The organism is Neobacillus sp. GCM10027624 (genome assembly GCF_042675345.1).
Lineage (GTDB): Bacteria > Bacillota > Bacilli > Bacillales > Cytobacillaceae > Neobacillus > Neobacillus cucumis_D.
This window is the reverse complement of sequence record NZ_JBHTHD010000002.1, coordinates 801,938-828,071: the sequence shown is the minus strand read 5'-3', so window position 1 is coordinate 828,071 and position 26,134 is coordinate 801,938. Positions and strand designations below refer to the sequence as shown.

19 protein-coding genes are annotated in these 26,134 nt (G+C 40.0%); 15 read left to right on the top strand and 4 right to left on the bottom strand.

The features are described 5' to 3' along the window. Positions 1-90: 90 nt before the first annotated feature. Positions 91-870, bottom strand: a complete 780-nt coding sequence (locus ACFQZ9_RS04130) for an HAD family hydrolase (protein WP_498942429.1) — start codon at positions 868-870, stop codon at positions 91-93. A 217-nt stretch (positions 871-1,087) separates the two neighbouring features. Between ACFQZ9_RS04130 and ACFQZ9_RS04125 the strand changes: the two genes are divergently transcribed. Both ACFQZ9_RS04125 and ACFQZ9_RS04120 read left to right on the top strand, forming a co-directional pair. Then, on the top strand, positions 1,088-1,468 hold the full coding sequence (locus ACFQZ9_RS04125) for an SLC5/6 family protein (protein ID WP_498942602.1): 381 nt from the start codon (positions 1,088-1,090) through the stop codon (positions 1,466-1,468). A 199-nt stretch (positions 1,469-1,667) separates the two neighbouring features. After that, positions 1,668-3,104: an MDR family MFS transporter gene (locus tag ACFQZ9_RS04120; RefSeq protein WP_498942428.1), complete on the top strand. Its 1,437-nt coding sequence runs from the start codon at positions 1,668-1,670 to the stop codon at positions 3,102-3,104. A 130-nt stretch (positions 3,105-3,234) separates the two neighbouring features. Here ACFQZ9_RS04120 and ACFQZ9_RS04115 read toward each other — a convergent pair whose 3' ends face one another. Beyond that, entirely contained in the window at positions 3,235-4,440 is a 1,206-nt protein-coding gene (locus tag ACFQZ9_RS04115; protein ID WP_498942427.1) for an MFS transporter, read from the bottom strand. Positions 4,441-4,778: 338 nt separating this feature from the next. Here ACFQZ9_RS04115 and nirB (ACFQZ9_RS04110) point away from each other — a divergent pair, with 338 nt between their 5' ends. The 13 genes from nirB (ACFQZ9_RS04110) (at position 4,779) to bioB (ending at position 24,134) form a co-directional block, all read left to right on the top strand. Further along, entirely contained in the window at positions 4,779-6,890 is a 2,112-nt protein-coding gene (nirB, locus tag ACFQZ9_RS04110; protein ID WP_498942426.1) for a nitrite/sulfite reductase domain-containing protein, read from the top strand. A gap of 34 nt (positions 6,891-6,924) precedes the next feature. Further along, the gene (nasC, locus tag ACFQZ9_RS04105; RefSeq protein ID WP_498942425.1) at positions 6,925-9,075 is read left to right on the top strand and encodes a molybdopterin oxidoreductase family protein; all 2,151 of its coding nucleotides are present in this window, start codon (positions 6,925-6,927) and stop codon (positions 9,073-9,075) included. Between the two features lie 165 nt (positions 9,076-9,240). Next, the gene (gene nirB, locus ACFQZ9_RS04100; protein ID WP_498942424.1) at positions 9,241-11,655 is read left to right on the top strand and encodes a nitrite reductase large subunit; all 2,415 of its coding nucleotides are present in this window, start codon (positions 9,241-9,243) and stop codon (positions 11,653-11,655) included. A gap of 29 nt (positions 11,656-11,684) precedes the next feature. Continuing rightward, complete coding sequence (gene nirD, locus ACFQZ9_RS04095) at positions 11,685-12,011, top strand: nitrite reductase small subunit NirD (protein ID WP_198310014.1); 327 nt, start codon at positions 11,685-11,687, stop codon at positions 12,009-12,011. Positions 12,012-12,125: 114 nt separating this feature from the next. After that, the gene (gene cobA / locus ACFQZ9_RS04090; RefSeq protein ID WP_498942423.1) at positions 12,126-12,911 is read left to right on the top strand and encodes a uroporphyrinogen-III C-methyltransferase; all 786 of its coding nucleotides are present in this window, start codon (positions 12,126-12,128) and stop codon (positions 12,909-12,911) included. A 237-nt stretch (positions 12,912-13,148) separates the two neighbouring features. Next, positions 13,149-14,048, top strand: a complete 900-nt coding sequence (gene purU / locus ACFQZ9_RS04085; protein ID WP_198310016.1) for a formyltetrahydrofolate deformylase — start codon at positions 13,149-13,151, stop codon at positions 14,046-14,048. A 218-nt stretch (positions 14,049-14,266) separates the two neighbouring features. Then, entirely contained in the window at positions 14,267-16,990 is a 2,724-nt protein-coding gene (locus tag ACFQZ9_RS04080) for a hybrid sensor histidine kinase/response regulator (protein ID WP_498942422.1), read from the top strand. Between the two features lie 19 nt (positions 16,991-17,009). Next, positions 17,010-17,852: a CheR family methyltransferase gene (locus ACFQZ9_RS04075; protein ID WP_498942421.1), complete on the top strand. Its 843-nt coding sequence runs from the start codon at positions 17,010-17,012 to the stop codon at positions 17,850-17,852. Further along, a complete protein-coding gene (locus ACFQZ9_RS04070; protein ID WP_498942420.1) occupies positions 17,794-19,839 on the top strand; it encodes a PAS domain S-box protein in 2,046 nt (681 codons plus the stop codon). Before ACFQZ9_RS04075 ends, ACFQZ9_RS04070 begins: the two co-directional genes overlap by 59 nt. A gap of 41 nt (positions 19,840-19,880) precedes the next feature. Beyond that, a complete protein-coding gene (locus tag ACFQZ9_RS04065) occupies positions 19,881-20,837 on the top strand; it encodes a sugar ABC transporter substrate-binding protein (protein WP_198310020.1) in 957 nt (318 codons plus the stop codon). 191 nt (positions 20,838-21,028) lie between these two features. Continuing rightward, on the top strand, positions 21,029-22,267 hold the full coding sequence (locus ACFQZ9_RS04060) for a multidrug effflux MFS transporter (RefSeq protein WP_198310186.1): 1,239 nt from the start codon (positions 21,029-21,031) through the stop codon (positions 22,265-22,267). 169 nt (positions 22,268-22,436) lie between these two features. Continuing rightward, on the top strand, positions 22,437-22,883 hold the full coding sequence (locus tag ACFQZ9_RS04055; RefSeq protein ID WP_498942419.1) for a carboxymuconolactone decarboxylase family protein: 447 nt from the start codon (positions 22,437-22,439) through the stop codon (positions 22,881-22,883). Between the two features lie 243 nt (positions 22,884-23,126). Continuing rightward, entirely contained in the window at positions 23,127-24,134 is a 1,008-nt protein-coding gene (bioB, locus tag ACFQZ9_RS04050) for a biotin synthase BioB (protein WP_198310022.1), read from the top strand. Positions 24,135-24,350: 216 nt separating this feature from the next. Here the strand turns inward: bioB and ACFQZ9_RS04045 are convergent, their stop codons facing one another. Both ACFQZ9_RS04045 and ACFQZ9_RS04040 read right to left on the bottom strand, forming a co-directional pair. After that, positions 24,351-25,370, bottom strand: coding sequence for a thiazole biosynthesis adenylyltransferase ThiF (locus tag ACFQZ9_RS04045; RefSeq protein ID WP_498942418.1), 1,020 nt, complete (start codon positions 25,368-25,370; stop codon positions 24,351-24,353). Next, positions 25,367-26,134: a thiazole synthase gene (locus tag ACFQZ9_RS04040; RefSeq protein WP_498942417.1), complete on the bottom strand. Its 768-nt coding sequence runs from the start codon at positions 26,132-26,134 to the stop codon at positions 25,367-25,369. The genes ACFQZ9_RS04045 and ACFQZ9_RS04040 overlap by 4 nt, the downstream gene beginning before the upstream one ends.

The following is a 26,134-nucleotide window of genomic DNA, read 5'->3' as shown; positions in this document are numbered from 1 at the left end:
CAACCAAACTAAAAATTACCCTTCTTAAGTTAAATGCATTAGGTAGACAGACAAATGCCCTTCATATTAATCCATGAAGGGCATTGCTTTCTATATTAACCCAAGACGCTCTAACCCAAACCGAACTCCATCTTCTTCAGCAGATAATGTGACCATATTGGCAGCCTGTTTTACTTCATCGCGGGCTGACCCCATTGCAACTCCCATTCCTACGAGTGATAGCATTTCGATATCATTTAATCCATCCCCGAACGCAATTGCTTCATCTGGAGCTATTCCCAGCTTTTCTAATAATTTCGTTACCCCAACCGCTTTGTTAGATTTTGTTAAATTCACATCACAGGTTCTTGCGCCAGAAGTCCACCTTCTGAAATCCAATTCCGGAATCTTCGATTGATAGGATACCTCATCCTCTAGATCACAATGAAGGAATAATTGATAAATATCTTGATCCTTCCAAAATTGAGGAGGTGTCTGTTCTAGTATCCACGAATCGTTCATGTACGCCTCCACCACAAATGGATGACTCAGGTCTGTAACAGTAAAATGGGTGCCCGCTAAAAAGGTAAGAGGGTGCTGATAATCATGAGACATTAAAAGAACCCTCTCTAAAACCTCTTTATCAATGGCATTCTTGTAGATTTCTTTTCCTTCATGATAGGCATAGGCTCCGTTAAAAAAGACCATGGAATCCACACCCGTGTCATGAACAATGGAATTTGAAAAATAGGGAGCTCTTCCCGTAGCAATAACAACTTTTATATTTTTGTCTCTTAATTGCTGAATGGCGCCCAACGTGGCAGGACTGATTGTTTTTCCATGGGGAAGAATCGTTCCATCAATATCTAAGATGACAACCTTGTAATTCATTTAATACTCTCCTAACAGTGCTAATCTTGTAATCTATAGAACAGTATAACATGTTTTGCTAAAAGTAAAATTTAGGTGACCCAATGCTAAAACCGCAAAATGGAAGATTCCCGATTTCCTTCATTTTCATGGATAAAATACCATTTTTTTGAAAAAATAAAACTAATCTTGTTGAGGAGAGTAGCGATGAAAACCCGAATCCCGACCCCGTTTAAAAATAAAGTGTGCAAGATTAACATATCCCTCATATGTTTTAGGTAAAAGAATAAGTATTGGAAATTTCTTAGAACGCATTGAAGTGATTGTGGCGGTCATCTGGATTATTTCAATTTATTTTAAACTATCGATTTGCTATTATGGTCTTTCACTTGGCTTAGCACAAATTATGAAGTTGAATGATTATCGGATTTTGCTTTTTCCTTTAGCCTTTTTACTAATTCCTTATGCAATCCTTTCTGAGCCGAGTACCGTCCATTACCAAACCTATAATGCTGCAGCTTGGACTCCTTTTTCTTTAACGATCTGTTTTGTTTTGCCAATGCTTCTTTTCGTTACTGCAAGGATAAAGAAAAAACTAATTCCTTCAAGGAAGGGCTAACAAGAATTCCGTGTCGATGTGAGAACGATAAAGGTAGTTTTTCGTTTGGGAGTGGACAAAGGGCCTAAAAATAAGATGAATATTCCTGTGAAATATTTTTCGAAAACCGAAGCAATTAAATGGAAATTAAGGTGGAAATCAGTTAATCTGTAAAAGTATTTTTTTAAAGAGAGCAATTTTCAATAAGGGGGATGGTTGAATGGGGACATCAAAAAATAAACACTCCACGATCGTGGCACTTCTACTCGCAGGAACGTTTATTGCTATTTTAAATCAAACGTTGATGATTACAGCAATTCCTCCGGTAATGGATGAAATGAATGTAACCGCCAATAGTGCACAATGGCTGACAACCGTTTTTATGCTGGTGAACGGAATTATGATTCCCGTCAGCGCATTTTTATTGGAGCGGTTTACAACAAGACAGCTGTTTATATCGGCAATGAGTATTTTTGCTGTCGGTACCTTGGCAGGGGGGATTGCACCCAATTTTGAGATGCTATTGCTCGGGCGAGTTATCCAGTCGATTGGAGCCGGAGTCATGCTGCCCCTTATGCAAACGGTATTTTTAATGATATTTCCTGTCAATCGCCGTGGCTCCGCAATGGGCTTAGTCGGGCTCGTGATTTCCTTTGCACCGGCCATTGGCCCAGCCCTGTCTGGATGGGTAACATCCCATTTTTCCTGGAGAGTTCTGTTTTTTATCATTTTACCAATTGCACTGATTGATATTCTCATTGCCTTTATTGCCTTAAAAAATGTAACCGAGATCTCAAAACCAAAGGTCGACGTAATTTCTATTATCTTTTCTTCGTTTGGTTTTGGGGGACTGCTTTACGGATTTACTGCTGCCGGAAATTACGGATGGACCAACTTGACTACAATCCTATCTCTAGGAATTGGTGTAATTTCATTAGTATTATTTATTTCCAGACAGTTACGCTTAAAGCATCCGATGCTTGAATTTGGGGTGTTTAAGTATTCCATTTTTCCGTTTGCCATCATTATTGGGATGATCAGTTTTATGGGTTTAATTGGGGCTGAGACGATTATCCCGCTGTTTATGCAGAACATGCGCGGATTTTCCGCATTCGAAGCGGGCCTGGCCCTTTTACCTGGGGCTTTGGTTAGTGGATTTAGCGCTCCGATTGTAGGAAGAGTATTTGATAAAATAGGAGCAAGATGGTTAGTGATGATTGGTTTAACGATTATGACAGCTGCTTCGTTTGCTTTTACACGTTTAGGACCATCAACGACGATGACCTATATTACTGTCTTATACGGAATCAGAATGCTTGGTCTTTCGATGGTGATGATGCCGGTCGCGACATCTGCGTTAAATCAGCTCCCAAAACAATTAATTCCTCATGGAGCTGCCATGGATAATACGATGAAAATGATTGCTGCCTCAGTAGGCACCGCGATTCTTGTTACGGTTATGACCACAACAGCAGAAACAGCAAAACAGCGCACGGAGATTTCTCATCCAGATATGTACGGTGCTAACGTGGCCTTTATGGTGATTTCCATCCTTACATTGCTGGGACTCATCCTTTCCTTTTTTATAAAAAAAGACCAACAGTCAGAAGGGGAATTGAAAGGAAAAAGCAAGGTAAGAGTTAAAATGCAGGAATAAAATTAAAATAAAGAAGACATATGCTAGGTGGCACATGTCTTCTTTTATTGTTGTTTTAAGATTGGTTATATGAGTAGTTGATTGGAGCGGAAATCAACAATCAATTTTAACAGGGGCTTACTTTTAAGAGCTAAATTTTAACAGGAGCTTCTTTCGACACCAGAGCTTTTTGCCATGATACATGGGCAATCGCTAGAACCAAAAGTGCTGCCAAGCCAACCCCCGCATAAACCAAAAATCCTGCCGCATACGTACCCGTAAATTGTTTAAGTGTGCCCAAAATAGTAGGAACAAAAAATCCGCCAACCCCGCCGGCAGCCCCAACAGTTCCAGTTATCATCCCAATTTCTTCCTGGAAACGTTGCGGAACTAATTGAAAAACCGCACCATTTCCCATCCCGAGACAAAGCATGCCAATCAATAACAATATGGTGACAATCGTCAAACCAGGAAGCTGGCTAACACCGAACATTGTAAGCGCCACTCCGATAAATAAAAAGAGGAGGAGGCGTACGCCGCCAATTTTATCCGCAATCCATCCACCAATGGGTCGGAAGAAGCTCCCTGCAGCAACACAAAGCGTAACAAAATCCCCGGCTCTTACTTTTGATAAATCATATTGGTCCACAAAAAAGATGCTTAAAAAACTCGATAAACCAACAAATCCCCCGAAGGTGACACTATAAAGCAAACAGAAAAACCATGTATCTTTCTTTTTAAAAACATTGAAGTAATGAACAAGAGGTTTTGCCTGTGGCTGTGATGGAGCATCCTTGGCGATCAAGCTATAAATGATAAAAACTATTAAAAGCGGAATAATTGCTAATCCTATCACATTATGCCAGCCGATTTGGTCTGCAATCCGCGGTCCAAATAAAGTGGCGAATAACGTCCCGCTGTTTCCCGCACCAGCAATCCCCATCGCCAGCCCTTGTAATTGCGGTGGATACCAACGGCTCGCCATCGGAATGGCTGCTGCAAAGCTTGCACCTGCTACACCGAGTAAAATGCCGATCAAAAAAATCTCTGTTAACGATTGCCCAAATAACCAACCCCATACAAGTGGAACCATTGTAACAAGCATCCCGCAGATTGCCGTTTTACGTGGGCCGATGCGATCAGTTAAGATTCCTAGTACAATCCGGAAAAACGAACCGCTTAGAATCGGAACAGCGACAATAAACCCTTTTTGAGAAGGGGAAAGGCCAAAATCCTTTGTAATATAAACTCCAAGAGCCCCCAGTAACACCCAAATCATAAAACTTACATCAAAGTATAAAAATGAAGCGACTAATGACGGTGTATGACCGCTTTTTCTTAAATCTGATAATTTCATCCTTTTACACTCCCCTCGAGAAATATCCTTACCAACCGATACCTGGATTCTTTGAAAACCATACTTTCCCTAGTAAAAACAAAAATGAAATCATGCCAATCTCTTTTTTCATTTCTTTGACCTCCGTTTTTTGGAATTTTTGTCTACTTAAGCGTAGTAGATAGGTTCTGGAATTGTCAGTTTTTGTGTTAAGAAATCTAACACGGTTTTTAATAATGAATTTTCTCTGTTAGAAAATGTAACATGGATGATTTTTTTCGATTGGACTTATGGAATAATGAATGTGTTATTGAACCTGTAAAAACGACCATCTTTAATTATGAGTTGGAGGTTTATGAATGGAGAAGGAAAAACTAGTGCTGGTTGGAAATGGGATGGCGGGTGTGCGTTGTATTGAGGAAATAATCAAGCTGGCACCAGACCGCTTTGAGATTACGATTTTTGGCAGCGAACCACATCTCAACTATAATCGAATTCTTTTGTCCTCTGTACTGCAGGGGCAGGAATCATTAAAAGAGATTACCTTAAATGAACGGGAATGGTATGAAAAACATCAAATACACCTTTTTACAGGGGAAACGGTGAAAAAAATAGATAAAGAGAAACAAATGGTAAAAACCGATCAAAACCGTGAAATTAGCTACGATTCTCTGATTCTAGCCACCGGTTCCGTTCCGTTCCTCCTTCCAATTTCAGGTGCGGATAAGGAAGGAGTGTTTACATTTCGGACTATTGAAGATTGCAAGAGAATAATCGAAGCATCAAAGCGCTATCAAACAGCAGCCGTCATCGGTGGAGGGGTATTAGGCTTAGAGGCAGCGAGCGGACTGCTCAACCTTGGAATGAATGTACAGATAGTCCATAATGGGAGCTTCCTCATGGAAAGGCAGCTCGATCAAACAGCATCCAAAATGCTGCAAAATAAATTGGAAAAACAAGGGATGAAGTTTCTTTTTGAAAAAGAAACAAAAGAAATCATCGGGAACAGCCGAGTAGAGGGGCTCCGTTTTAAAGATGGAACTGACGTTGAAACCGATTTGGTTGTGATGGCAGTAGGGGTGAAACCAAATGTTCAATTAGCTAAAGATAGTGGAATCGCTACAAACCGGGCGATTCTGGTCAATGATTATATGGAAACAAGTACACCGAATATTTATGCTGTTGGAGAATGTGTGGAACACCGCAGGATAGTTTATGGATTGGTGAAACCTTTGTATGAACAAGGGAAAATATTGGCGAAACGGATCTGCGGACAGGCTACGATAGGGTATGAAGGGTCGATCTTATCCACCCAATTAAAAATATCAGATGTGGAGGTATTCTCTGTCGGTAAGTTTTCCGAAACAGGGGAATCAAAGTCTATTAGTCTCTATGATGGACCGGCAGGGGTTTATAAGAAACTTGTTTTTCAAGATCAAAAGATGATTGGTGCCGTGTTATGTGGAGATATAAACGACCAAACGAGATTGCTGGAAATGATTTTAAATCAAAAGGTTGTGCCCAATGGGGAAGAGTTGACACTTCTTCAATCTGCTAATCGACAGGAAAATACGGTTGCTTTAATGCCTGGCCATACCATGATCTGCAATTGTAACGGGGTCACGAAAGGGGCCATTATCGATGCGGTTCAAAAAAACGGATTAACGAACGTCGACGAAATAAAAAAATACACCAAGGCGTCAGGTTCCTGCGGTGGCTGTAAGCCGTTAGTTGCAAAGCTTCTTTCCTATATTAAGAGCGATGAATTTGAAGAAAAGCTGGTCGAAGAGCCCTCCATGTGTGACTGTACTTCGTTGACTGAAGAGGAAGTTGTTCGAGAAATGCAGGTTCAAGGTCTGTCCTCTTTACAGGAAGTGATGGATGAACTGGATTGGAAGAACAGGGCTGGTTGTGCAACCTGCCGACCTGCCATTCACTATTATTTAACCATGATTGATCCAGAATATGAGAATAAAAATAGTAATCTGTTTGATTATGAAGGGATGAATGTGATTCTTCAAGTGAATAAATTCACATGTAACTGTGAAAAAAGATCCTCACTTGAATTGACAAATGATTTGGAAAAGAGATTTGAATTCCTCCTAACACCTTCTAAGGTAAAAATCTTTGTTTCTGCTTGTATTCATAATGGACCCGATTCAACTATAAATGATCTAGTCGTCATCGGGATGGATAGAGGATGGGAAATCTATGTCCGTGGTTTGAGTGGAGGCAATGCACGTATCGGCGAGTTGTTATGCATTGTGGAAACCAATTTACAAGCAATAGAAATGATCTCCAGTTGTATTCAATATTATCGTGAGAGTGCCAATTACATGGAGCAGATGGGGAAATGGATGGAACGAGCGGGGCTTATTCATGTGAGAGAAGTTTTGTTTGACGACGAACATCGCCAGCAATTGTTAGAGCGTTTAAATGAAGATGCGTTCATAAGGAAGGCAGTTTTATAAAGAAGTTTGTAGAAAAAAGAAAGGGTGAGGGGTCATGACAGAACTTTTATTAAAATATTTCCGGACGAAACAACAAAAAGTCCAATCAGAAAAACTATTTGAAACGCAATGTCCCTACTGCAGTATGCAATGTAAGATGACCTTAGTTGAACAATCCATTGTTTCAAGAAAAAAATATCTGACGCTTGGAAAAGAAAACCCCACCTCTGAAGGGCGTTTATGTATTAAAGGCATGAATGCCCATCAACATGCGTTTAGCAGGGAGCGATTGAAGCATCCTATGTTAAAGGTGAATGGAGAATTTGTCCGCATCTCTTGGGAGGAAGCGTTACATCACATTAAGGAAAACTTTACACGGATCCAAAAGGAAGACGGACAAAATGCCTTAGCTGTTTATGGAAGCGCATCGATTACCAATGAAGAGGCGTATTTGCTGGGGAAATTTGCCCGCGTAGCATTAAAAACGAAATATATCGATTATAATGGCCGCCTATGTATGTCAGCAGCTGCTTCTGCTGCAACTCAAACCTTTGGAATGGACAGAGGGTTTACCAACAGCTTGTCGGAAGTTCCTTTTACCCGCTGCATCATTCTAGCGGGCACGAATATCGCCGAATGCCAGCCGACGATTATGCCGTATTTTGAAAAAGCGAAAGAGAATGGTGCCTACATTATTGCAATTGATCCACGGGAAACAGCTACAACCAACTTGGCAGACCTTCATTTAAAACTAAAACCGGGTACGGACGCAGCACTAGCAAATGGATTATTAAAGGTAATCATCGAAGAAAACTATGTTGATAAAACATTTGTCAAAGAACGGGCCACAGGGTATGAAAGAGTGAAAGACCATGTCTTGTCTCTAAACTTAGAAGAAATTGAAGAAATAACAGGGGTGCAGCACGAAAAAATTCGACAAGCGGCAGTCATGTTTGGCAAAGAAGCATCTGGAATGATTTTTACGGCAAGAGGGGTAGAACAGCAAACAGATGGAGCGATGGCTGTCCGTAATTTACTGAATATTCTTATTTCTACCGGAAAAATTGGAAAACCCAATTCCGGTTACGCTGCGATTACTGGGCAGGGTAATGGTCAAGGTGCAAGAGAACATGGACAGAAAGCAGACCAGCTCCCTGGGTATCGCTCGATTGAAAACGAGGAACATCGGGCCTATATTGCTAGTGTGTGGGGGATCAACAAGGATGAATTGCCGAGAAAAGGAGTTTCTGCCTATGAAATGATGGAAAAAATCCATGAAGGTGAAATCACTGGGCTTTTTTTAATGTGCTCCAATCCGCTTGTCTCCAATCCAAACGCCGATTTTGTGAAAGAAGCGATTGAAAAATTAAAATTCTTTGTAGCGGTCGATTTGTTTTTTTCAGAGACTGCGAGATTAGCAGATTTAATCTTACCAACCTCATCGTATTTAGAGGATGAAGGAACAATGACGAATGTAGAGGGGCGGGTGACCTTAAGGGAAGCAAGCTATCCATGTCCGGGTGAAGTAAAACACGACTGGCAAATAATATGTGAAATTGCCAAGGTGTTAGGTAAGGGCAGGTATTTTTCATTTTCGTCCGCAGAAGAAATATTTAATGAATTAAGAATCGCCAGCCGCGGTGGAATCGCGGATTATTACGGGATCACATATGAACGGATTAGAAAAGAAGGAGGCATTCTTTGGCCATGTCCAGACAATGAACATAAAGGGACAATGTTGCTGTTTGAAAGCTCTTTTGCTCATGAAGATGGCAAGGCAGCTATGGTGGTTGTGCCAAACGACCCTGTTATTCAGAAGGAAAAGATAAACGATGAGTTTCCTCTGTATTTTACAACTGGCCGCGTCATGTCTCATTACTTAACCGGTGTCCAAACGAGAAAAAGTGCCGGCTTAGCAGCTAGAAATGTAGAGGCATTCATGGAAATTCATCCAGTCACAGCAAAAAGGTACCGTATTTCGGATCAGTCCATAGTGAAAATTGAATCGAGAAGGGGAAGTATTATGGTCCGAAGCAAATGGTCAGAATCGATTCGTCATGATACGGTCTTCGTTCCGTTTCATTGGGCAGATTCGCAAAATGTCAATCTCCTTGTTTCCGATGAACTAGATCCTGACTGCAAAATGCCAGGGTTCAAAGTGAGTGCCGTTAGAGTGAGTCCGATTGTAGATTTTCTGGTCAATTAAATAAACGTGAACGATGCCTGGGCATAGTGACCCAGGTTTTTTGTTGTAAATAATATTTTGAAAAAATTCTTAAAATTAAATGTTAGGAAACCTTACACGTTAAGTCATATTTTGATTGCGCTGTGTTATAGTTTGTGAAGAAACTTTCAAAGGGAGGAATATCCAGTGGAAAAGAAAAAGTTGATTCTCATTGGGAATGGTATGGCTGGAGTCAGAGCCATTGAAGAAATTTTAAAACTTTCAAAGGAAGCTTTTGAGGTTACTATTTTTGGGAGCGAACCGCATCCCAACTACAATAGAATTCTCCTTTCAAAGGTATTGCAAGGGGACACAGACGTGAAGGATATTACGTTAAATGACTGGTACTGGTATCGAGAGAACAATATTCAACTATTTACTGGTGAGACCGTAAGTCAAATTGATTCAGCGAAAAAAGTTGTGGTAACGGACTTAGGGCGAGTGGAACCTTATGATGAGTTGATTTTAGCAACTGGATCAATGCCCTTCATCCTTCCAATACCGGGGGTGGAGAAAGAAGGAGTTACGGCTTTTCGCGATATCAAGGACACTGAAGTGATGCTTGAAGCCTCAAAAAAATATAAAAAAGCGGCTGTGATTGGGGGAGGCTTATTAGGAATTGAAGCGGCAAGGGGGCTATTAAACTTAGGAATGGAAGTTTATGTCATCCATCTTGCCCCGTACTTGATGGAACGCCAACTCGATTCGACGGCAGGCAAACTATTACAAGCAGAACTAGAAAAACAAGGAATGAAGTTTTTACTCGAAAAACAAACCCAAGAGATTTTTGGGAATGAGCGAGTTGAAGGTTTAAGGTTTAGTGACGGAACAGAACTCGAAGCCGATTTGGTTGTTATGGCTGTTGGAATTAAGCCAAATACTGGGTTGGCAAGGGAAAGCGGTCTAGGTGTCAATCGAGGAATTGTAGTGAATGACTATCTGCAAACCAATATTCCTCATGTATATGCAGTGGGCGAATGTGCTGAGCATAATGGAATGGTTTATGGTCTAGTAGCTCCATTGTATGAACAAGGAAAAGTATTAGCGAAATCCGTCTGTGGCGTTGAAACGAATCCATATAAAGGCTCCGTTTTATCCACTCAGTTGAAGGTTTCGGGGGTAGAAGTATTTTCTGCCGGGGACTTCATCGAGGGAGAAGGAAAAAAAGCAATCAAAGTCTTCGATGAACAGGACAATATTTACAAGAAAATTGTATTGAGCGGAGATCAAATAGTTGGTGCTGTATTGTTTGGTGATAGCAGCGAAGGGAATCGGTTGTTTTCGATGATTCAAAAGAAAGCGGATATTGCCGACACGGAAAAGGTTTCGATTTTACAACCATTGCATGAGGCAGCAGGCAGCAGTCTAGTCACCGTTATGAGCGATGATGAAATGATTTGCGGTTGTAACGGGGTAACAAAAGGAACGATTGTTCAAGCGATACAGCAGCAAGGCTGCACATCGGTGGATGCAATCAAAGCGTGTACGAGTGCTTCTAGATCCTGCGGGGGTTGTAAACCGCTTGTAGCTGATCTCTTGCAGCACACACTCGGTTCCGCTTTTGTGGAAACAGCTCAAAAAGAAGCCATCTGCGCCTGTACCACTTTATCAAGAGATGAAGTGGTGGATGAAATCAGGGCTAAGGGGCTGTCAACGATTAAGGAAGTCATGTATGTACTTGGCTGGAGTACGGAGGAAGGATGTTCCAAATGCCGCCCAGCATTAAACTACTATTTAGGTATGGTACATCCAACTGAACATATGGACGAAAGAGAATCACGATTTGTCAATGAACGGATGCATGCCAATATTCAAAAAGACGGTACCTACTCTGTTGTACCACGTATGTATGGCGGTGTTACGAATTCAACCGACTTACGACGTATTGCCGATGTTGTCGATAAATATGAAATTCCATTAGTTAAATTAACCGGCGGCCAGCGAATCGATTTATTGGGCGTCAAAAAAGAAGATTTACCAAAGGTTTGGCAGGATCTAGATATGCCATCCGGGTTTGCTTACGGTAAATCACTGCGAACAGTAAAGACTTGTGTCGGAGAACAATTTTGCCGGTTTGGTACCCAGGATTCAATGGGGCTTGGTATGGTCTTGGAAAAGAAATTTGAAGGTTTGCAAACGCCTCATAAAGTAAAAATGGCAGTTTCAGCTTGTCCAAGAAGCTGTGCAGAGTCCGGGTTCAAGGATATTGGGTTTATTGGAATTGATGGCGGCTGGGAAATTTACGTCGGCGGAAACGGTGGGACCCATGTCCGCGGAGGGGATTTATTATACAAGGTCAAATCCGATGAAGAAGCCATCGAGATTACGGGTGCCTATTTGCAATATTACCGTGAAACAGCAAACTATTTGGAACGTACCTCGGCTTGGATTGAACGTGTTGGTCTAACACAGATCCACTCTGTCCTGGATGATATGGATAAGCGGAAAGAATTAAATTCTCGGATGGAAGAAGCACTGTCTGTCATACATGATCCATGGAAGGAAATTACAGAGGATGAAGAAGTTAAGAAACAATTGTTTGAAAGTTTAGTGAGGTCTTAAGGTTGATAAGATAAAGGAGGAATTTGTAAATGGCGAGTAAAAGCGTGACAAAAATATTAATAGGTTCCATTCATGAGCTGAAAGCGCGAATTGGAAAAACGGTTAGTATTGGAGAAAAGGAAGTGGCTGTATTTAAATTATCCACTGGAACCGTTCGAGCGGTAGAAAACCGTTGTCCCCATAAAGGTGGTGTATTAAGTGAGGGAATGGTAAGCGGCGAATTTGTTTTTTGCCCCATGCACGATTGGAAAATCTGTTTGGATGACGGTGTGGTACAAAAGCCTGATAGAGGCTGTGTGAAAACCTATCAAACATTGATGGAGGGAGATCAAGTGTATCTTTTAGTTGAAGACTAATAGTAGAAACTGTCTTTTAACCAGTGGTTGAAAGGCAGTTTTTCCTAAAAAATAATGCTGATCATTGTATGCAAGTTTGTAAGAGTTATGGCTGGTAAGAAGGGATGCGGAAAAATGAAACAAAAAAAGGGAAAAGTGTATCTTGTTGGTTCAGGTCCTGGAGATCCAGATTTAATTACTGTAAAAGCGACAAAATGTCTTCAACAGGCAGATGTTATCTTATATGACAGATTGGTGAATCCAGTGCTTCTTGATTATGGAAGACACGATGCAGAATTGATTTTTTGCGGAAAAGAGCCAGGAAACCATTGTGTCTCTCAGGAGGCTATACATGAAATATTGGTGAAAAAAGCGATGGGAGGGAAAACCATTGTTCGATTAAAAGGCGGTGACCCATTTATTTTTGGCCGCGGCGGTGAAGAAGCAATGATACTTGCGGAATATGGAATTGAGTTTGAAGTGGTTCCCGGTATTACATCTGGAATAGCGGCCCCTGCTTATGCTGGAATACCAGTTACATATCGAGATATAAGCCAAACGTTTGCCGTGGTAACAGGGCACTGTGTTAACGGGAAGCCAAGGAACATTCGCTGGGACTATTTATCCCACGGTGTCGATACTCTGGCAGTCTATATGGGAATCAAGAATCTTCCATATATATGCAGACAATTAAAATTATGCGGCAAGGATCCGAACACTCCTGTAGCTGTAATCCAACAAGGAACAACAAGTGAACAACGAACGGTGCTTGGAACCCTTGAAACCATTGTAAATATAGTAGAAGAGGATCGAATTACCAATCCTGCAATGATTCTTATTGGTGAGGTTGTCAACCTGTCCAAGAAATTAGCTTGGTTTACGGAAAAAATAGATGAAAAAACTTGCCTGCATGCTAAATAAATAAGGAGCAAAGTACCCATCAGGAGTGGCTGGAAGGACAAAATTCTTCAAAAGAACAGGAAAGTTGTACTTCTGAAGCCTCTTCAAGAACAAATTTTATCAAATAATCATTTAAACCATCCTTTCAAAGACATAACAGTACCTTCTCAATGAAAGTAAGTATGAAAATTCTTAACAATAAACGCGGACTAGGGTATAATAATTTTCATTACTTAATTAGGAAGGTTTTAAAACATCATGAACTCAAATTTCAAAGAACAAATTGAACAATTTAAACTGCGGAATCAAAACCGCGGGCGTTTACTTGTCAGCTGTCCCGACCAACCGGGAATTGTATCAGCGATTTCTCAATTCTTATTTTCTCATAATGCCAATATCATTGAGTCCAGTCAGTACTCAACCAATCCTGAGGGTGGAGTATTTTTCATCCGGATTGAGTTCGAGTGTCCCTTTTTAAAAGAAAAAGCAAACGAAATGAAAGAACAGTTCACAGAAATTGCTGATAAGTTTTCAATGGAATGGACGTTAACACCAGTTTTTAAGGTGAAAAAAGCAGCTATTTTTGTTTCAAAAGAATTGCATTGTCTTTTGGAGCTGTTATGGGAGTGGCAAAGCGGAGATTTGATGGCCGATATAGCTCTAGTCATTAGTAACCATGAAGCAGCTAGGGATGTTGTCGAAGGGCTTAATATCCCATTCTATTATATTCCAGCTAATAAAGATATCCGTGAACAAGTAGAAAAAGAGCAGTTGCAGCTTCTTAAAGAACATGATGTGGATTTAATTGTTCTTGCGCGTTACATGCAAATTTTGACACCGAATTTTGTAGCAGCAAACCCGCATAAAATTATTAACATCCACCATTCATTCTTACCTGCCTTTATTGGGGCAAGACCGTATGAACGGGCATATGGCCGCGGCGTTAAATTGATTGGAGCTACATCACACTATGTAACGAATGATTTGGACGAAGGACCTATTATCGAACAAGATATAGCAAGAGTCGATCACCGTGACAATGTTGAATCCCTAAAGAAAATCGGCCGCACAATTGAACGAAGTGTATTGGCCCGCGCTGTAAAATGGCATCTGGAAGACCGAATTATTGTACATCAAAATAAAACAATTGTTTTCTAAAACATTAACTCCCCAGGCCATTCGGTTTGGGGAGTTGTTTTTACCAGAAAAAAATCTAGTTTGAAAGGTCTGTCCTCTTCTGATTCTCCCTTTTTTTCAAAAAAAATATTTTATCCACGATAATAATGCAGTATGATAGATAAAGTTATAGGCAATTTCGTCTTCAATATTCAGTCTTTTTAGATAACTTAAAATTTAAAAAAGGAATCTGGGATATTATGAAATTTAAAACAAAGCTTTATACGGGCACTGGGTCATTATTGCTGTTATTTTTTATCATTGCGTTAGTTTTAATGAACATGCTCCAACAAACAACCGTAAATTTAAACCTGGTAGTGAATGATTTAAATGAAAGAATCGAAATGGCTTCCGATATTAAATTTGAAACAACTAGGATCGGTTTAGAGCTTAGTTCCGCATTAACCGATCATCATAAGGAAATGAATAATGCCGCAAAGAATGATTGGGAGGATTCACAAACCACTTTAACCACAGCGCTGGATGCACTTAAAAAAAGGGACACCGAAAAGAAAGCGCAAGAGCTGATGGAAAAGTTGAAAACATTGCATGATACCTACAATAATATGGGGCAGCAAGCTTTGATTGAAAAAAAATTAAATAAAGATATTGAAATTCCAGATTCTTTTTGGAAGGATTCAGAACTGCTTCGGCAAAGAATGATGCAAATTGCCGATCTTCTTTATCGTTTGCAATCACAAAAGTTGAAGGATGAACTGATCGGGTCTAAAGATACATATAATTGGGCAGTCACCGTGATTTACAGCTACCTTGCCATTGCCTTGGTTATTGGTATTGGTTTTACTTTTTGGATTATTAGAAGCATTACTAAAAACTTGAATAAAATCACCGATGTAATGAAAAGGGCAACCACGAGCAGCTTTGATTCTTTACCACGAATTGATCTTTCTGCTAGGGGTGAGTTAGGGGAAATTGCCGTTGCTTTTAATAAAATGGCAAATGAACTGGAGAAGCATAGTAAGCTTGAAAAACAATTTTTACAAGAAGCAGAAGAGCAAAGTTGGTTAAATACAAAAATTGCCGAAATCGCGACGATTTACCCCGAAATTGAAAATGTGGCGATGTTAGCAGAGCTATTAATAACGAAGCTTGTTCCTATGGTAGATGCGAGTTTTGGGGTTTTTTATATAAAAGAAGTGGAAGAAGATCAATATTATTTAAAAAAGATCTCAAGCTATGCCTCCTTAGATAAGAATAAAGATTATATGCGTTTTCGTTTTGGAGAAGGGCTGGTCGGACAATGTGCACTTGAAAAGCGTCCGATTCTGTTAAGTCATGTCCCGGACAATTATATAAGAATGGGTTCTGGAACAGGAGAAGCTTCACCGAAAAATATTATTATATTGCCGGTCCAGTTTGAAAATCATGTACTAGCGGTCATTGAAATTGCTTCCTTCACGTCTTTTAGTCCGTTGCAGGTAAAACTGCTCGAAGCAGTCAATAATAATATCGGCATCAAGATTAATAGTATTGTGAACCATATGAAGGTTGAAAAACTTTTGCAGGAATCGCAGGCACTTACCGAGGAACTTCAAGCCCAATCAGAGGAACTGCAGCTACAGCAAGAAGAGTTACGGACAACGAACGAAAAACTCGAAGAGCAGTATGAAGCTTCTGAACAAAAAAATGTTGAAATCGAAAAGGTTCGGGAGGAGCTTGAAGAGAAAGCGCAGCAACTAGAGCTTAGCTCTCAATATAAATCTGAGTTTCTAGCAAATATGTCGCATGAGTTAAGGACACCACTGAATAGTTTGCTCATTTTAGCGCAAATTCTCTCTGAGAATGGGCAGGGAAATCTTACAGCTAAACAACAAGAGTATATTCGGACCATCTACTCGTCTGGAAACGATTTACTTCATTTAATAAATGAGATTCTGGATTTAGCAAAGGTAGAGTCAGGTAAATTAGATATTAACCTAACAGAGGTTGAATTGCAGGAATTAGAGAAATTTATTCATCGCCAATTTTCTCCTGTCGCGATTCAAACAAATGTTGGCTTCACAATAGAATTAGAAGAAGGATTATCAGAGACGTTCTTGACAGATGAGCAGCGTTTGCAGCAAATTCTGAAGAATTTACTTTCCAATGCCTTTAAATTCACGGAGATCGGCAGTGTAACCTTACGAGTAAAAAAGGTAATAAAAAATGTCAGCGGTCCGCTAACCAATGGAAAAACACAAAGGAAAGCGATGCTTGCTTTCTCCGTTATCGATACTGGTATCGGCATTGAGGAAGACAAACAAACCTCGATATTTGATGCCTTTATTCAAGAAGACGGAACGACCAGTCGTCAATATGGCGGTACCGGCTTAGGACTTTCGATTAGCCGGGAGATTGCCCATTTGCTAGGCGGATTTATTGAAGTATCAAGTAAAAAAGGAAAAGGGAGCACTTTTACGTTATTTTTACCATACAGTCAAAAAACAGTGGCTGAAAATACGGCAATGGATGAAGCAGCCGTAACGCTTTATGAGGATGAAACATTAGAAACTGCAGAGATTCAACCAAAGCGGTTTGAGAATTCAATCTTAATTAACAAGAAAATTCTTATAGTGGATGATGATATACGCAATGTTTATGCCCTTACCATTGCTCTTGAGGAGAATGGGATGGAAGTAATTGTAGCAGAAAACGGCCGGGAAGGAATTGAGGTATTAAAAAACAACCCGGATACCGATCTGATTTTACTAGACATTATGATGCCGGAGATGGACGGGTTTGAAGCCATGCGTAAAATTCGGCAAACCTCAGAATTTAAAACCTTACCAATCATTGCCCTTACAGCAAAAGCGATGAAGCGGAGCAGAGAGGAATGTTTAGAGGCAGGGGCTACGGATTATATTAGTAAGCCACTTAACTTAGACCAACTTTTCTCGTTAATGCAGGTTTGGCTGTATCAATAGAAGGGATTGAAATAATACTATGAAAAATCCTCCAATTCTGCAATCAGAAGAGATTGAAAATATTGAAATTGAATTACTGCTTGAGGCTGTTTTTCGCTATTATGGGTACGATTTTAGAAATTATGCTTTACCTTTTGTCCAAAGGAGAATTAGCCATCGTGTTCGCAAGGAGAATCTATCAAGTATTTCAGCTCTCCAGGAAAAAGTCCTTCGTGACTCTGGGACGATGTTGAGCTTACTTTCGGACTTTTCGATCAATGTGACGGAGATGTTTCGCGATCCCACATTTTTTAAGTCTTTTCGAACAAAAATTATCCCGATTATAAAAGATTATCCCGAAATACGAATTTGGCATGTTGGCTGTTCTTCAGGAGAAGAGGTTTATTCGATGGCGATTCTTTTGCATGAAGAAGGGATTTATGAAAAAACGAAAATTTACGCAACTGACATAAACCATCTGATTCTTGAAAAAGCAAAACAGGGAACCTTTCCATTAGATGTGATGAAGCTCTATACCAAAAATTATCTGGAGGCGGGCGGAAAGAGGGCATTTTCAGAATATTACAAGGCTATTAGCGATAAGGTTTTTTTCCATGCTTTTCTTAGAAAGAATGTCTTATTTGCCCAGCATAATCTAGTAACCGACCAATCGTTTAACGAGTTTGATATTATTATCTGTCGGAATGTGTTCATCTATTTTAATAAAGCTCTGCAAAATGAGGTCCATAAATTATTATATAACAGCTTAAGCCATTCAGGCTTTCTCGGGCTGGGAAAAAGAGAGGGGATAAAGTTTACGAGTTATGAAAACTGTTACGAAGAATTCGACGGATCAGAAAGACTATTCCGAAAAAACAAGTAGTTACCCAACAAATAAAGTGAACATTTTAATGGTAGACGATCATCCAGAAAATCTTTTAGCGTTGGAAGCTGTCCTGAATTCTCCCAATTATAATTTGGTAAGTGCTAACTCGGGAAAAGAAGCGTTAATTTGTATGCTAAAGCAGGATTTCGCGGTTATATTACTAGACGTACAAATGCCAGGACTAAACGGTTTTGAAACGGCTAAGCTTATTAAAGCCAGAGAAAAAACGAGACATATTCCCATAATATTTATTACAGCAATAAGTCAAGAAAAGGAGCATGTTCATCAAGGGTATGCCGCAGGGGCAATAGATTATGTTTTTAAACCATTTCATCCTGATACATTAAAACGGAAAATCGAACAATTCGTAAAAATTCATCAAAAACATGAAGAAAACATTCTTCAAACGAATCGCGAGCGGACAAATGAGCTGAAGGAAATCAATCGAAAATTAGATCGAACCACGTTAAATCTACGCCGGACTGAGGCACTATCGAAAGTAATTGGAGAAACCATTGTCGATACGATTGTTACTTTCGATGAACAAGGTTCTGTTTTATCCGTGAATCCTGCTATAAAAAAAATGTTTGGTTATACGGCTGATGATATCATAGGGAAAAACGTTGCTGTACTATTTCATAAGTTAGATGACGACCATGTCCGGATACCTTTTTTAACTACTATAAAACAATCAGTCGGTAGAGTGATAGAATCTGTAGGGATTAGGAAAGACCGGAGCCACTTTCATGCGGATATTCTCATTGGTGAAACATCCGTTGAAAATCACCAGATCTTTGTATGTACGGTTCGTGATGTAACAGAAAGAAAGCAGATTGAGGAAGTTAAAAGATTGAAGCTCAATAATATGGAATATATCGTCGAAAAACGAACAGAGGAACTAATCAAGGCAAACGAAAAACTTCAATCCGAGATTGAGGAACGGAAAAAAATTGCTGAGCATTTATTCCATTCACAAGAAAGATTTCGAAAAATCTTTGCGGCTAGTCCATGTTTGATGGCGATTTTCTCCAAAAGAGATTTAATGATTATTGAGGTAAATACTAGCTGGTTAAGTTATACAGGTTATTCCCTTGAAGAGCTTAAACAACAAAAAATAAATTTGAACAATTTTATTGAGGAAGCAACGGGGAACCCAATTCAGATTGATCAAAAGATTCGCAATAAGAAAATAAATTATCGGACGAAAACCGGCGATCTACGCGATGGATTATTATCAACTGAAATGATAGATGTGTACCCTGAGCCATGTATTTTGATTGTATTGAACGATATTTCTGAAAGGGTACTACTGGAAAAAGAGATGTCCCGATTAGATCGATTAAATTTAATTGGGGAGATGGCTGCCGGGATTGCCCATGAAATTCGGAATCCGATGACGACGGTCCAAGGATTTTTACAAATATCAAGGAATAACAAAGACCCCTTAGCAACGGATATTATCGATATCATGTTAGAAGAATTAACGAGGGCCAATTCCATTATTACGGAATTTCTTAACCTAGCGAAAAATAAGGTTAGTGTAAAGAAAAAACAAAGTTTGAATGCGATTTTAAAAGCTATTTTTCCACTCATTCAAGCGGAAGCTATGCGTTCTAGTAAACAGGTAAAACTGGATTTACATGATTGTCCAGATATTTTCCTCGATCAGAAAGAAATTCGCCAGCTGATCTTAAATATTTCATTAAATGGATTTGATGCGATGTCATCAAATGGGGAGCTTACGATAAAAACCTATACCGATCAACAGTCCGTTTTTTTGGAAATAAAGGATCAAGGTCATGGAATCAACCCGGAAGTATTACAAAAATTAGGGACACCTTTCTTTACTACAAAGGAAAAGGGAACAGGCCTGGGTTTAGCCATCTGTTATAGTGTAGCCAAACGCCACCATGCTGAAATTGATATTAAAACCGGTAAACAAGGAACTACGTTCTCGATTCGTTTTCAATTAAATTCCTTTTAAACTACCCATAGTTTTTAAAACAGAAAAGAGGGAAGGATTTTGTGTTTAAAAAAGGAAAAGTAGTTATTCTTACGATCGTTATAATTTCCGTCATCCTAATTGGATTAATCTATAAATCATATAATAAACCGAAAGTGGTTGTAGTGTTAAAAAATTTAGACACACAATATTTTGAAATTGTGAAATCGGGTGTCGAACAAGGATTTAAAGACTTTGGTATTAATGGTGAAGTAGTCGGACCAGATAAGGAATCAGCTGAAGAACAGGCCCGGATATTAAAGAAACTCTATCAAGAAAAACCTGATGTTTTAATTGTCTCGCCAATTAGTTCTTCTATTATTCCGATATTGGATAAGTTTACAAAAGAAAAGCACATTCCTGTTCTATTGATGGATCAAAATAATCCATGGCCGAATAAAACGGCATATGTTGGTGCTGATAACGTTGATTTAGGCAAGAAGGCAGGCTCATTATTGAGCTCTGAGCTGCATCCTGGCAATAAGGTAGCGATTATCGCTGGGAATCTATCAGTTCCAGTTTTTAAAGATAGGATAATGGGGGCTAAAATTGCCTTAAAAAATTCAGGGATGATTGTCGCAGAGGAAAAAGTGGGCGTTCCAGATGATTTAAAGATGGTAAGAAAAGAAGTGAATCAGATTTTGATAGAAAATCCTAATCTTCAAGGATTCATTGCTACACATGATAATCTTGCTTATCGGATTATAAAGGTATTGAAGGAAGAGGACCGGGTAATGCCGGTGATTGGAGCAGATGGAATTCCTGATATGGTGAAATATATTGAGGATGGAACCATATCGGCAACAGTTGCTCAAAACCCCTTTGATATGGGACATTTAGCGGTTGAAACAGCCCTAAAAGTCATAAAGGGGGAAAATGTAAAGAAAATCGTTGATACGGGTGTCGATATCGTCATTCAAGAAAATGCGCAGGAAAGATTAGACTTCTATAAAAAAATGGTTCGATTTGGTACGAATTAGACGTGGGCGAGAAAAGAATCGTGGAACAATATACTGTCAAAATTAGGGTGCTGTATGGCACCTTTTTATTTTGAGCATGATAAAAAATCTGCTAACATATGTAAGAAAGCCCATTTATTTAGGGATGCGTAATAATGAAATGAGCGGGTATAAATTTACGAACTGAACTGAAGGGAGGAATGATGGATCATATGGCAGATTATTCATTAAATAATCCAGAGGGGATTTCCCGATCTAAAAGAGTATGGATGGCAATTGTGCTTGGTTCGCTAGCCGCATTTGGCCCATTATCGATAGATATGTATTTACCTGCACTACCTAATATTGCAAAGGATTTTCAATCAAATCCCTCTGTTGTACAGCTTAGCTTAAGCTTTTTCGTGATTGGTCTAGCTTCCGGGCAGCTGTTCGCAGGACCAATAAGTGATATAAGTGGACGGCGTAAACCCCTTTTAATTGGATTAATTACGTATTTTATCGCTTCCCTTTTATGTGTATTTAGCCCATCGATTTGGGGATTAATTATCTTGCGGCTTATCCAGGGCTTGGCGGGCTCTGCTGGAATTGTGATTTCAAGAGCAATTGTCCGTGATTTATACACCGGAAGCGAATTAACAAAGTTTTTCGCGCTCCTTGCGTTGGTAAACGGCCTTGCTCCAATTCTGGCTCCAGTGGCGGGGGCGCAATTGCTAAAATTCGTTCCATGGCAGGGAGTATTTATTGTTTTAAGTGTAATCGGTATCGTAATGTTTTTTGTTGTTCTTTTTGGGTTGCCTGAAACTCTTCAGGAGGAAAAGCGCTCTTCCGGCGGTGTAAAAAACACGTATCACACCTTTCTTAAACTTATTTTAGATCGCCGTTTTATGGGCTATGCTTTAGCGCAGGGTTTGGTTTTTGCTGCTATGTTTGCTTATATTTCGGGATCTCCTTTTGTAGTGCAAAATATTTATGGTGCATCACCGCAAATGTTTAGTTTGATTTTTGCAATTAATGCGATAGGCATCATGATTAATAGTCAGACGGCCGGGAGATTGGCAGGACGAATTCATGAATCGAAACTGCTGGCTTTTGGTTTGGGTACATCTTCGATAGGGGGAATCGTTTTACTCCTCTTATTACTTGCGCATGCAAAATTAATATTCATTCTGATTCCTTTATTTTTTGTAGTATCAAGTGTGGGAATGGTAAGTACAGCAGGATTTTCACTTGCGATGCAAACCCAAGGAAACAATGCCGGGAGTGCATCTGCATTACTCGGAGTCACATCCTTAGCCTTCGGTGGAATCGTTGCTCCTCTAGTTGGAATTGGCGGAGGAAATACAGCAATTCCGATGGGAATAGTCATCGTCATAGCAGGATGCGGAGCAGTGCTCGCTTATCTATTACTAGTCCAAAGAAAACAGGGAAAAACCGATAACCTTTCCATGTAATCCGTGGAACATAGTGTGAAACAAGAAAATTCGGGTGGTGCCTGTCACCACCCGAATTTTGTCGATTTATTTTTAAACATCATGATCTAAATCATTTTTATTTTTAAGATATAGGTGTATTGTTTTTGTGTATTGATTAAATACTTAAGTTTGTAGGAGGATGGTATTGATGGAACAGCGGGTAAGGTATAATGAGCTTGCACCGGAAGGACTTAAAATTATGCTGGAAATGGAGAAGTATCTACATACAACGGATATCGATCCAAAATTAATGGAGCTTGTTAAAATCCGTGCTTCTCAAATTAACGGATGCGCCTATTGTCTTAATATGCATACAGTTGATGCGCGAAAAATCGGGGAGACAGAACAGCGCTTATATTGTGTAAGTGCTTGGAGAGAATGTGATTTTTACTCTGAGGCTGAGAAGGCAGCATTGGAATTAACCGAGCATGTAACATTAATTCCTTCTTTGCGCGTACCAGACGAACTGTATGACCGTGTCCGTCAGTATTTCGCTGAAAAGGAATATGTTGATCTGATTTTGGCGATTAATCAAATCAACAGCTGGAATCGAATTTCCATATCGATGGGCAATTTTGCAACAGCAGAAAAATAACCACCATTCAGTTCCTGGTGAAATGATGAACGAAAACCGTACAGTGATAGTCTGTACGTTTTTTTTATGCTGGAGTAATTTTCAAACCGATGCATACGAACAAAAGGGAAGCTATCATTACGTTTTATTACCAAATGCGACATTAAACCTATTGACAAATATGTTGGATGATTTTAACATTTAATATGTTAACTAAAATTGTATTTAAGTTAACATATAATCAAACAAAGAGGAGTTAAGAGGATGAATAAATGGATGAAGCTTGCGGATCAGGTATTAGCGGGGAATGAAGTTACAAATGAAGAGGCTCTTTCAATTTTAGAATGTCCGGATGAGGATGTATTATTATTGATGCATGCGGCATTTCAAATTAGAAAACGGTACTTTGGGAAAAAGGTAAAACTAAATATGATTATCAATACGAAATCGGGACTATGCCCGGAAAACTGCGGTTATTGTTCGCAATCTTCTATTTCGACTGCACCCATCAATACTTATAGAATGGTAGATAAAGATACGATTCTTGAGGGAGCAAAGCGTGCCTATGATTTAAACGTAGGAACATACTGTATTGTGGCAAGCGGCCGGGGACCATCCAATAAGGATCTAGATCATGTGGTAGAAGCCGTTAAGGAAATTAAAGATACATACGGGTTAAAAGTTTGTGCCTGCCTGGGGCTTTTGAAACCCGATCAAGCACAGCGCCTAAAGGAAGCAGGGGTTGACCGTTATAATCATAATATCAATACATCTGCTAGGAATCATACAAACATAACGACTTCCCATACATATGATGACCGCGTTAATACAGTGGAGATGGTAAAAGAATCGGGGATGTCACCGTGTTCGGGTGTCATTGTCGGGATGAGAGAAACGAAGCAGGACGTTGTTGATATGGCGAATAGCCTGAAGGCACTTGATGCGGATTCAGTTCCTGTTAATTTTTTACATGCGATTGATGGTACACCTCTGCAAGGAGTGAAAGAGTTAACACCGCTATATTGTTTAAAGGTGCTGGCATTATTTCGTTTTATTAATCCAACGAAAGAGATCCGAATCTCGGGGGGACGCGAGGTCAATCTTAGGTCTTTACAGCCGTTAGGTTTATACGCGGCGAATTCGATTTTTGTGGGTGATTATTTAACTACAGCAGGCCAGGAAGAGAATGAGGATTATAAAATGTTGCAGGACTTAGGATTTGAGATTGAGTCGGTAGAGGAAATGAAGGCTAGTTTGACAGGGGAAAAATAGGATTTCACCTGTGAAAGGACAAAATTTAGTATCAATAAGGCGGAACTGTCCTTCCAGCACCCGTGGAAGGACAAAATCTATTGAAAACAAGAAAACTGTCCTTCCAGCACCCGCCGAAGGACAAAATCTACTGTAAATAAAGAAAACTGTCCTTCCAGCACCCGTGGAAGGACAAAATCTACTAAAAATAAAGGAAACTGTCCTTCAGTGGTTAAATTAACCTAAATACCTATGATAAAGAACCTTAGCTTCCGCAACATCCTTCGTCCCGTGTACAATTACTCTACCATCTTTAAAAACAACCATTCTAAAAGAATCTACACTATAAGACAATAGATAAGGATTCCGCTGCACCATTCCTCCTTGATTCATCAATACCTTCTCCAAAGCCTCCAAATCCCGCACTATAGGAGAGGAGGGGCGAATTTGAACTGAATCCCTTCCACAAAGCACGGCTGTCTTGGTTTGGTTTTCAAAAGACAAATAGGGGTAGGTACGCCTAACACCGCACGAAGGACAATCAGCGTTCTTCAATAGATCTACAGAAATAGCACTATACTGGTTTTTCCAAACATCAAACGAAGCGAGTTTGTTGCGCAAAGAATTCAAATCACCGACCAATATTTTTAAAGCTTCACTGATTTGATTAGAAACCACCATGTTCACAGCTGGACTAATAATGCCAGCTGTATCACAGGTCATTCCTCCTAAAGGAACCGTTTCTAGTAAACAAGAAAGGCAAGGTGTCCGTTCCGGAACAATCGTATAAGAAATGCCGTAACTTCCCACGCAGGCACCATAAATCCAAGGAACCCCATACTTTTGAGATACGTCATTTAAAATCATTCTAGTTTCAAAATTATCCGTGGCATCGATGATCAGATCTACCTTTGAACCCCAGTCTTCCAGCTCGGAAACAGAGGCATCGGCAATAATCGCCTCGATTGAAACGGAGGAATTAATCGCAGTTAAGCGGTTTTTAGCTGCAATCGCTTTTGGCGTACGGTTTTTTGCATCTTCTTCCGTATATAGCTGCTGCCGCTGCAAATTCGACCACTCGACATAATCGCGGTCAACTATCGTTAATTTCCCGATTCCGGCACGAACAAGTGCCTCGGCGCTCCCTGAACCGAGCGCCCCGGCGCCAACGACCAGTACGTGTTTAGAAGAAAACCGTTGCTGCCCGTTTTTTCCGATTGGTGCAAAAAGCTCCTGGCGTGAGTACCGATCGTTCACCCGATACTCATTCCTTCCTTAGGGCTGCTGGCCGTCGCATATCGCTTTTTCTCAATGCGTCCGGCTTCATAGCCTAAGCGCCCAGCCTCAATCGCTAGATTCATAGCCTTTGCCATTTTCACAGGATCCTTTGCTGCGGATACAGCGGTATTTAATAATACACCATCAGCTCCTAGCTCCATTGCCAAAGCCGCATCAGCAGGAGAGCCAATTCCGGCATCGACAATGACCGGAACCACTGCCTGTTCGATAATAAAGCTTAGGTTAACCGGGTTGATGATTCCTTGGCCGGATCCGATTGGTGAAGCTCCCGGCATAATCGCATGACATCCCAGCTCTTGCAGTTTTCTAGCCAACACAACATCATCGGAAGTATAAGGGAGAACAATAAACCCTTCCTTTACCAACTCTTCTGTTGCCTTTAATGTTTCAACCGGGTCTGGGAGCAAGGTTTGATCACATCCGATGACTTCCACTTTAATCATATCGCATAGGCCGGAAGCTTTAGCTAATTTGGCAATTCGGACCGCTTCCTCCGCTGTTTTCGCTCCTGCAGTATTCGGCAGAAGCTTGTATTTATTCGTATCAAGCTGCTCTAAAAAATTCGGTTGGCTTGCTTCAAAAATATTCATTCGTCTCACAGCAAACGTAAGGATTTCTGTTTCGGAAACTTCCACCGCTTCCTTTTGGATTTCAAAGCTAGGATACTTTCCTGTTCCTAGTAATAAACGAGAATGAAAAGATAATGAACCAATTTTTAACAT

Excerpts from the sequence above, each read along its gene's own strand:
- ACFQZ9_RS04130 (WP_498942429.1), bottom strand. The coding sequence starts at position 870 with ATGAATTACAAGGTTGTCATCTTAGATATTGATGGAACGATTCTTCCC.
- ACFQZ9_RS04120 (WP_498942428.1), top strand. The coding sequence starts at position 1,668 with ATGGGGACATCAAAAAATAAACACTCCACGATCGTGGCACTTCTACTC.
- ACFQZ9_RS04115 (WP_498942427.1), bottom strand. The coding sequence starts at position 4,440 with ATGAAATTATCAGATTTAAGAAAAAGCGGTCATACACCGTCATTAGTC.
- nirB (WP_498942426.1), top strand. The coding sequence starts at position 4,779 with ATGGAGAAGGAAAAACTAGTGCTGGTTGGAAATGGGATGGCGGGTGTG.
- nasC (WP_498942425.1), top strand. The coding sequence starts at position 6,925 with ATGACAGAACTTTTATTAAAATATTTCCGGACGAAACAACAAAAAGTC.
- nirD (WP_198310014.1), top strand. The coding sequence starts at position 11,685 with ATGGCGAGTAAAAGCGTGACAAAAATATTAATAGGTTCCATTCATGAG.
- cobA (WP_498942423.1), top strand. The coding sequence starts at position 12,126 with ATGAAACAAAAAAAGGGAAAAGTGTATCTTGTTGGTTCAGGTCCTGGA.
- purU (WP_198310016.1), top strand. The coding sequence starts at position 13,149 with ATGAACTCAAATTTCAAAGAACAAATTGAACAATTTAAACTGCGGAAT.
- ACFQZ9_RS04080 (WP_498942422.1), top strand. The coding sequence starts at position 14,267 with ATGAAATTTAAAACAAAGCTTTATACGGGCACTGGGTCATTATTGCTG.
- ACFQZ9_RS04075 (WP_498942421.1), top strand. The coding sequence starts at position 17,010 with ATGAAAAATCCTCCAATTCTGCAATCAGAAGAGATTGAAAATATTGAA.
- ACFQZ9_RS04070 (WP_498942420.1), top strand. The coding sequence starts at position 17,794 with ATGAAAACTGTTACGAAGAATTCGACGGATCAGAAAGACTATTCCGAA.
- ACFQZ9_RS04060 (WP_198310186.1), top strand. The coding sequence starts at position 21,029 with ATGGCAGATTATTCATTAAATAATCCAGAGGGGATTTCCCGATCTAAA.
- ACFQZ9_RS04055 (WP_498942419.1), top strand. The coding sequence starts at position 22,437 with ATGGAACAGCGGGTAAGGTATAATGAGCTTGCACCGGAAGGACTTAAA.
- bioB (WP_198310022.1), top strand. The coding sequence starts at position 23,127 with ATGAATAAATGGATGAAGCTTGCGGATCAGGTATTAGCGGGGAATGAA.
- ACFQZ9_RS04040 (WP_498942417.1), bottom strand. The coding sequence starts at position 26,134 with ATGTTAAAAATTGGTTCATTATCTTTTCATTCTCGTTTATTACTAGGA.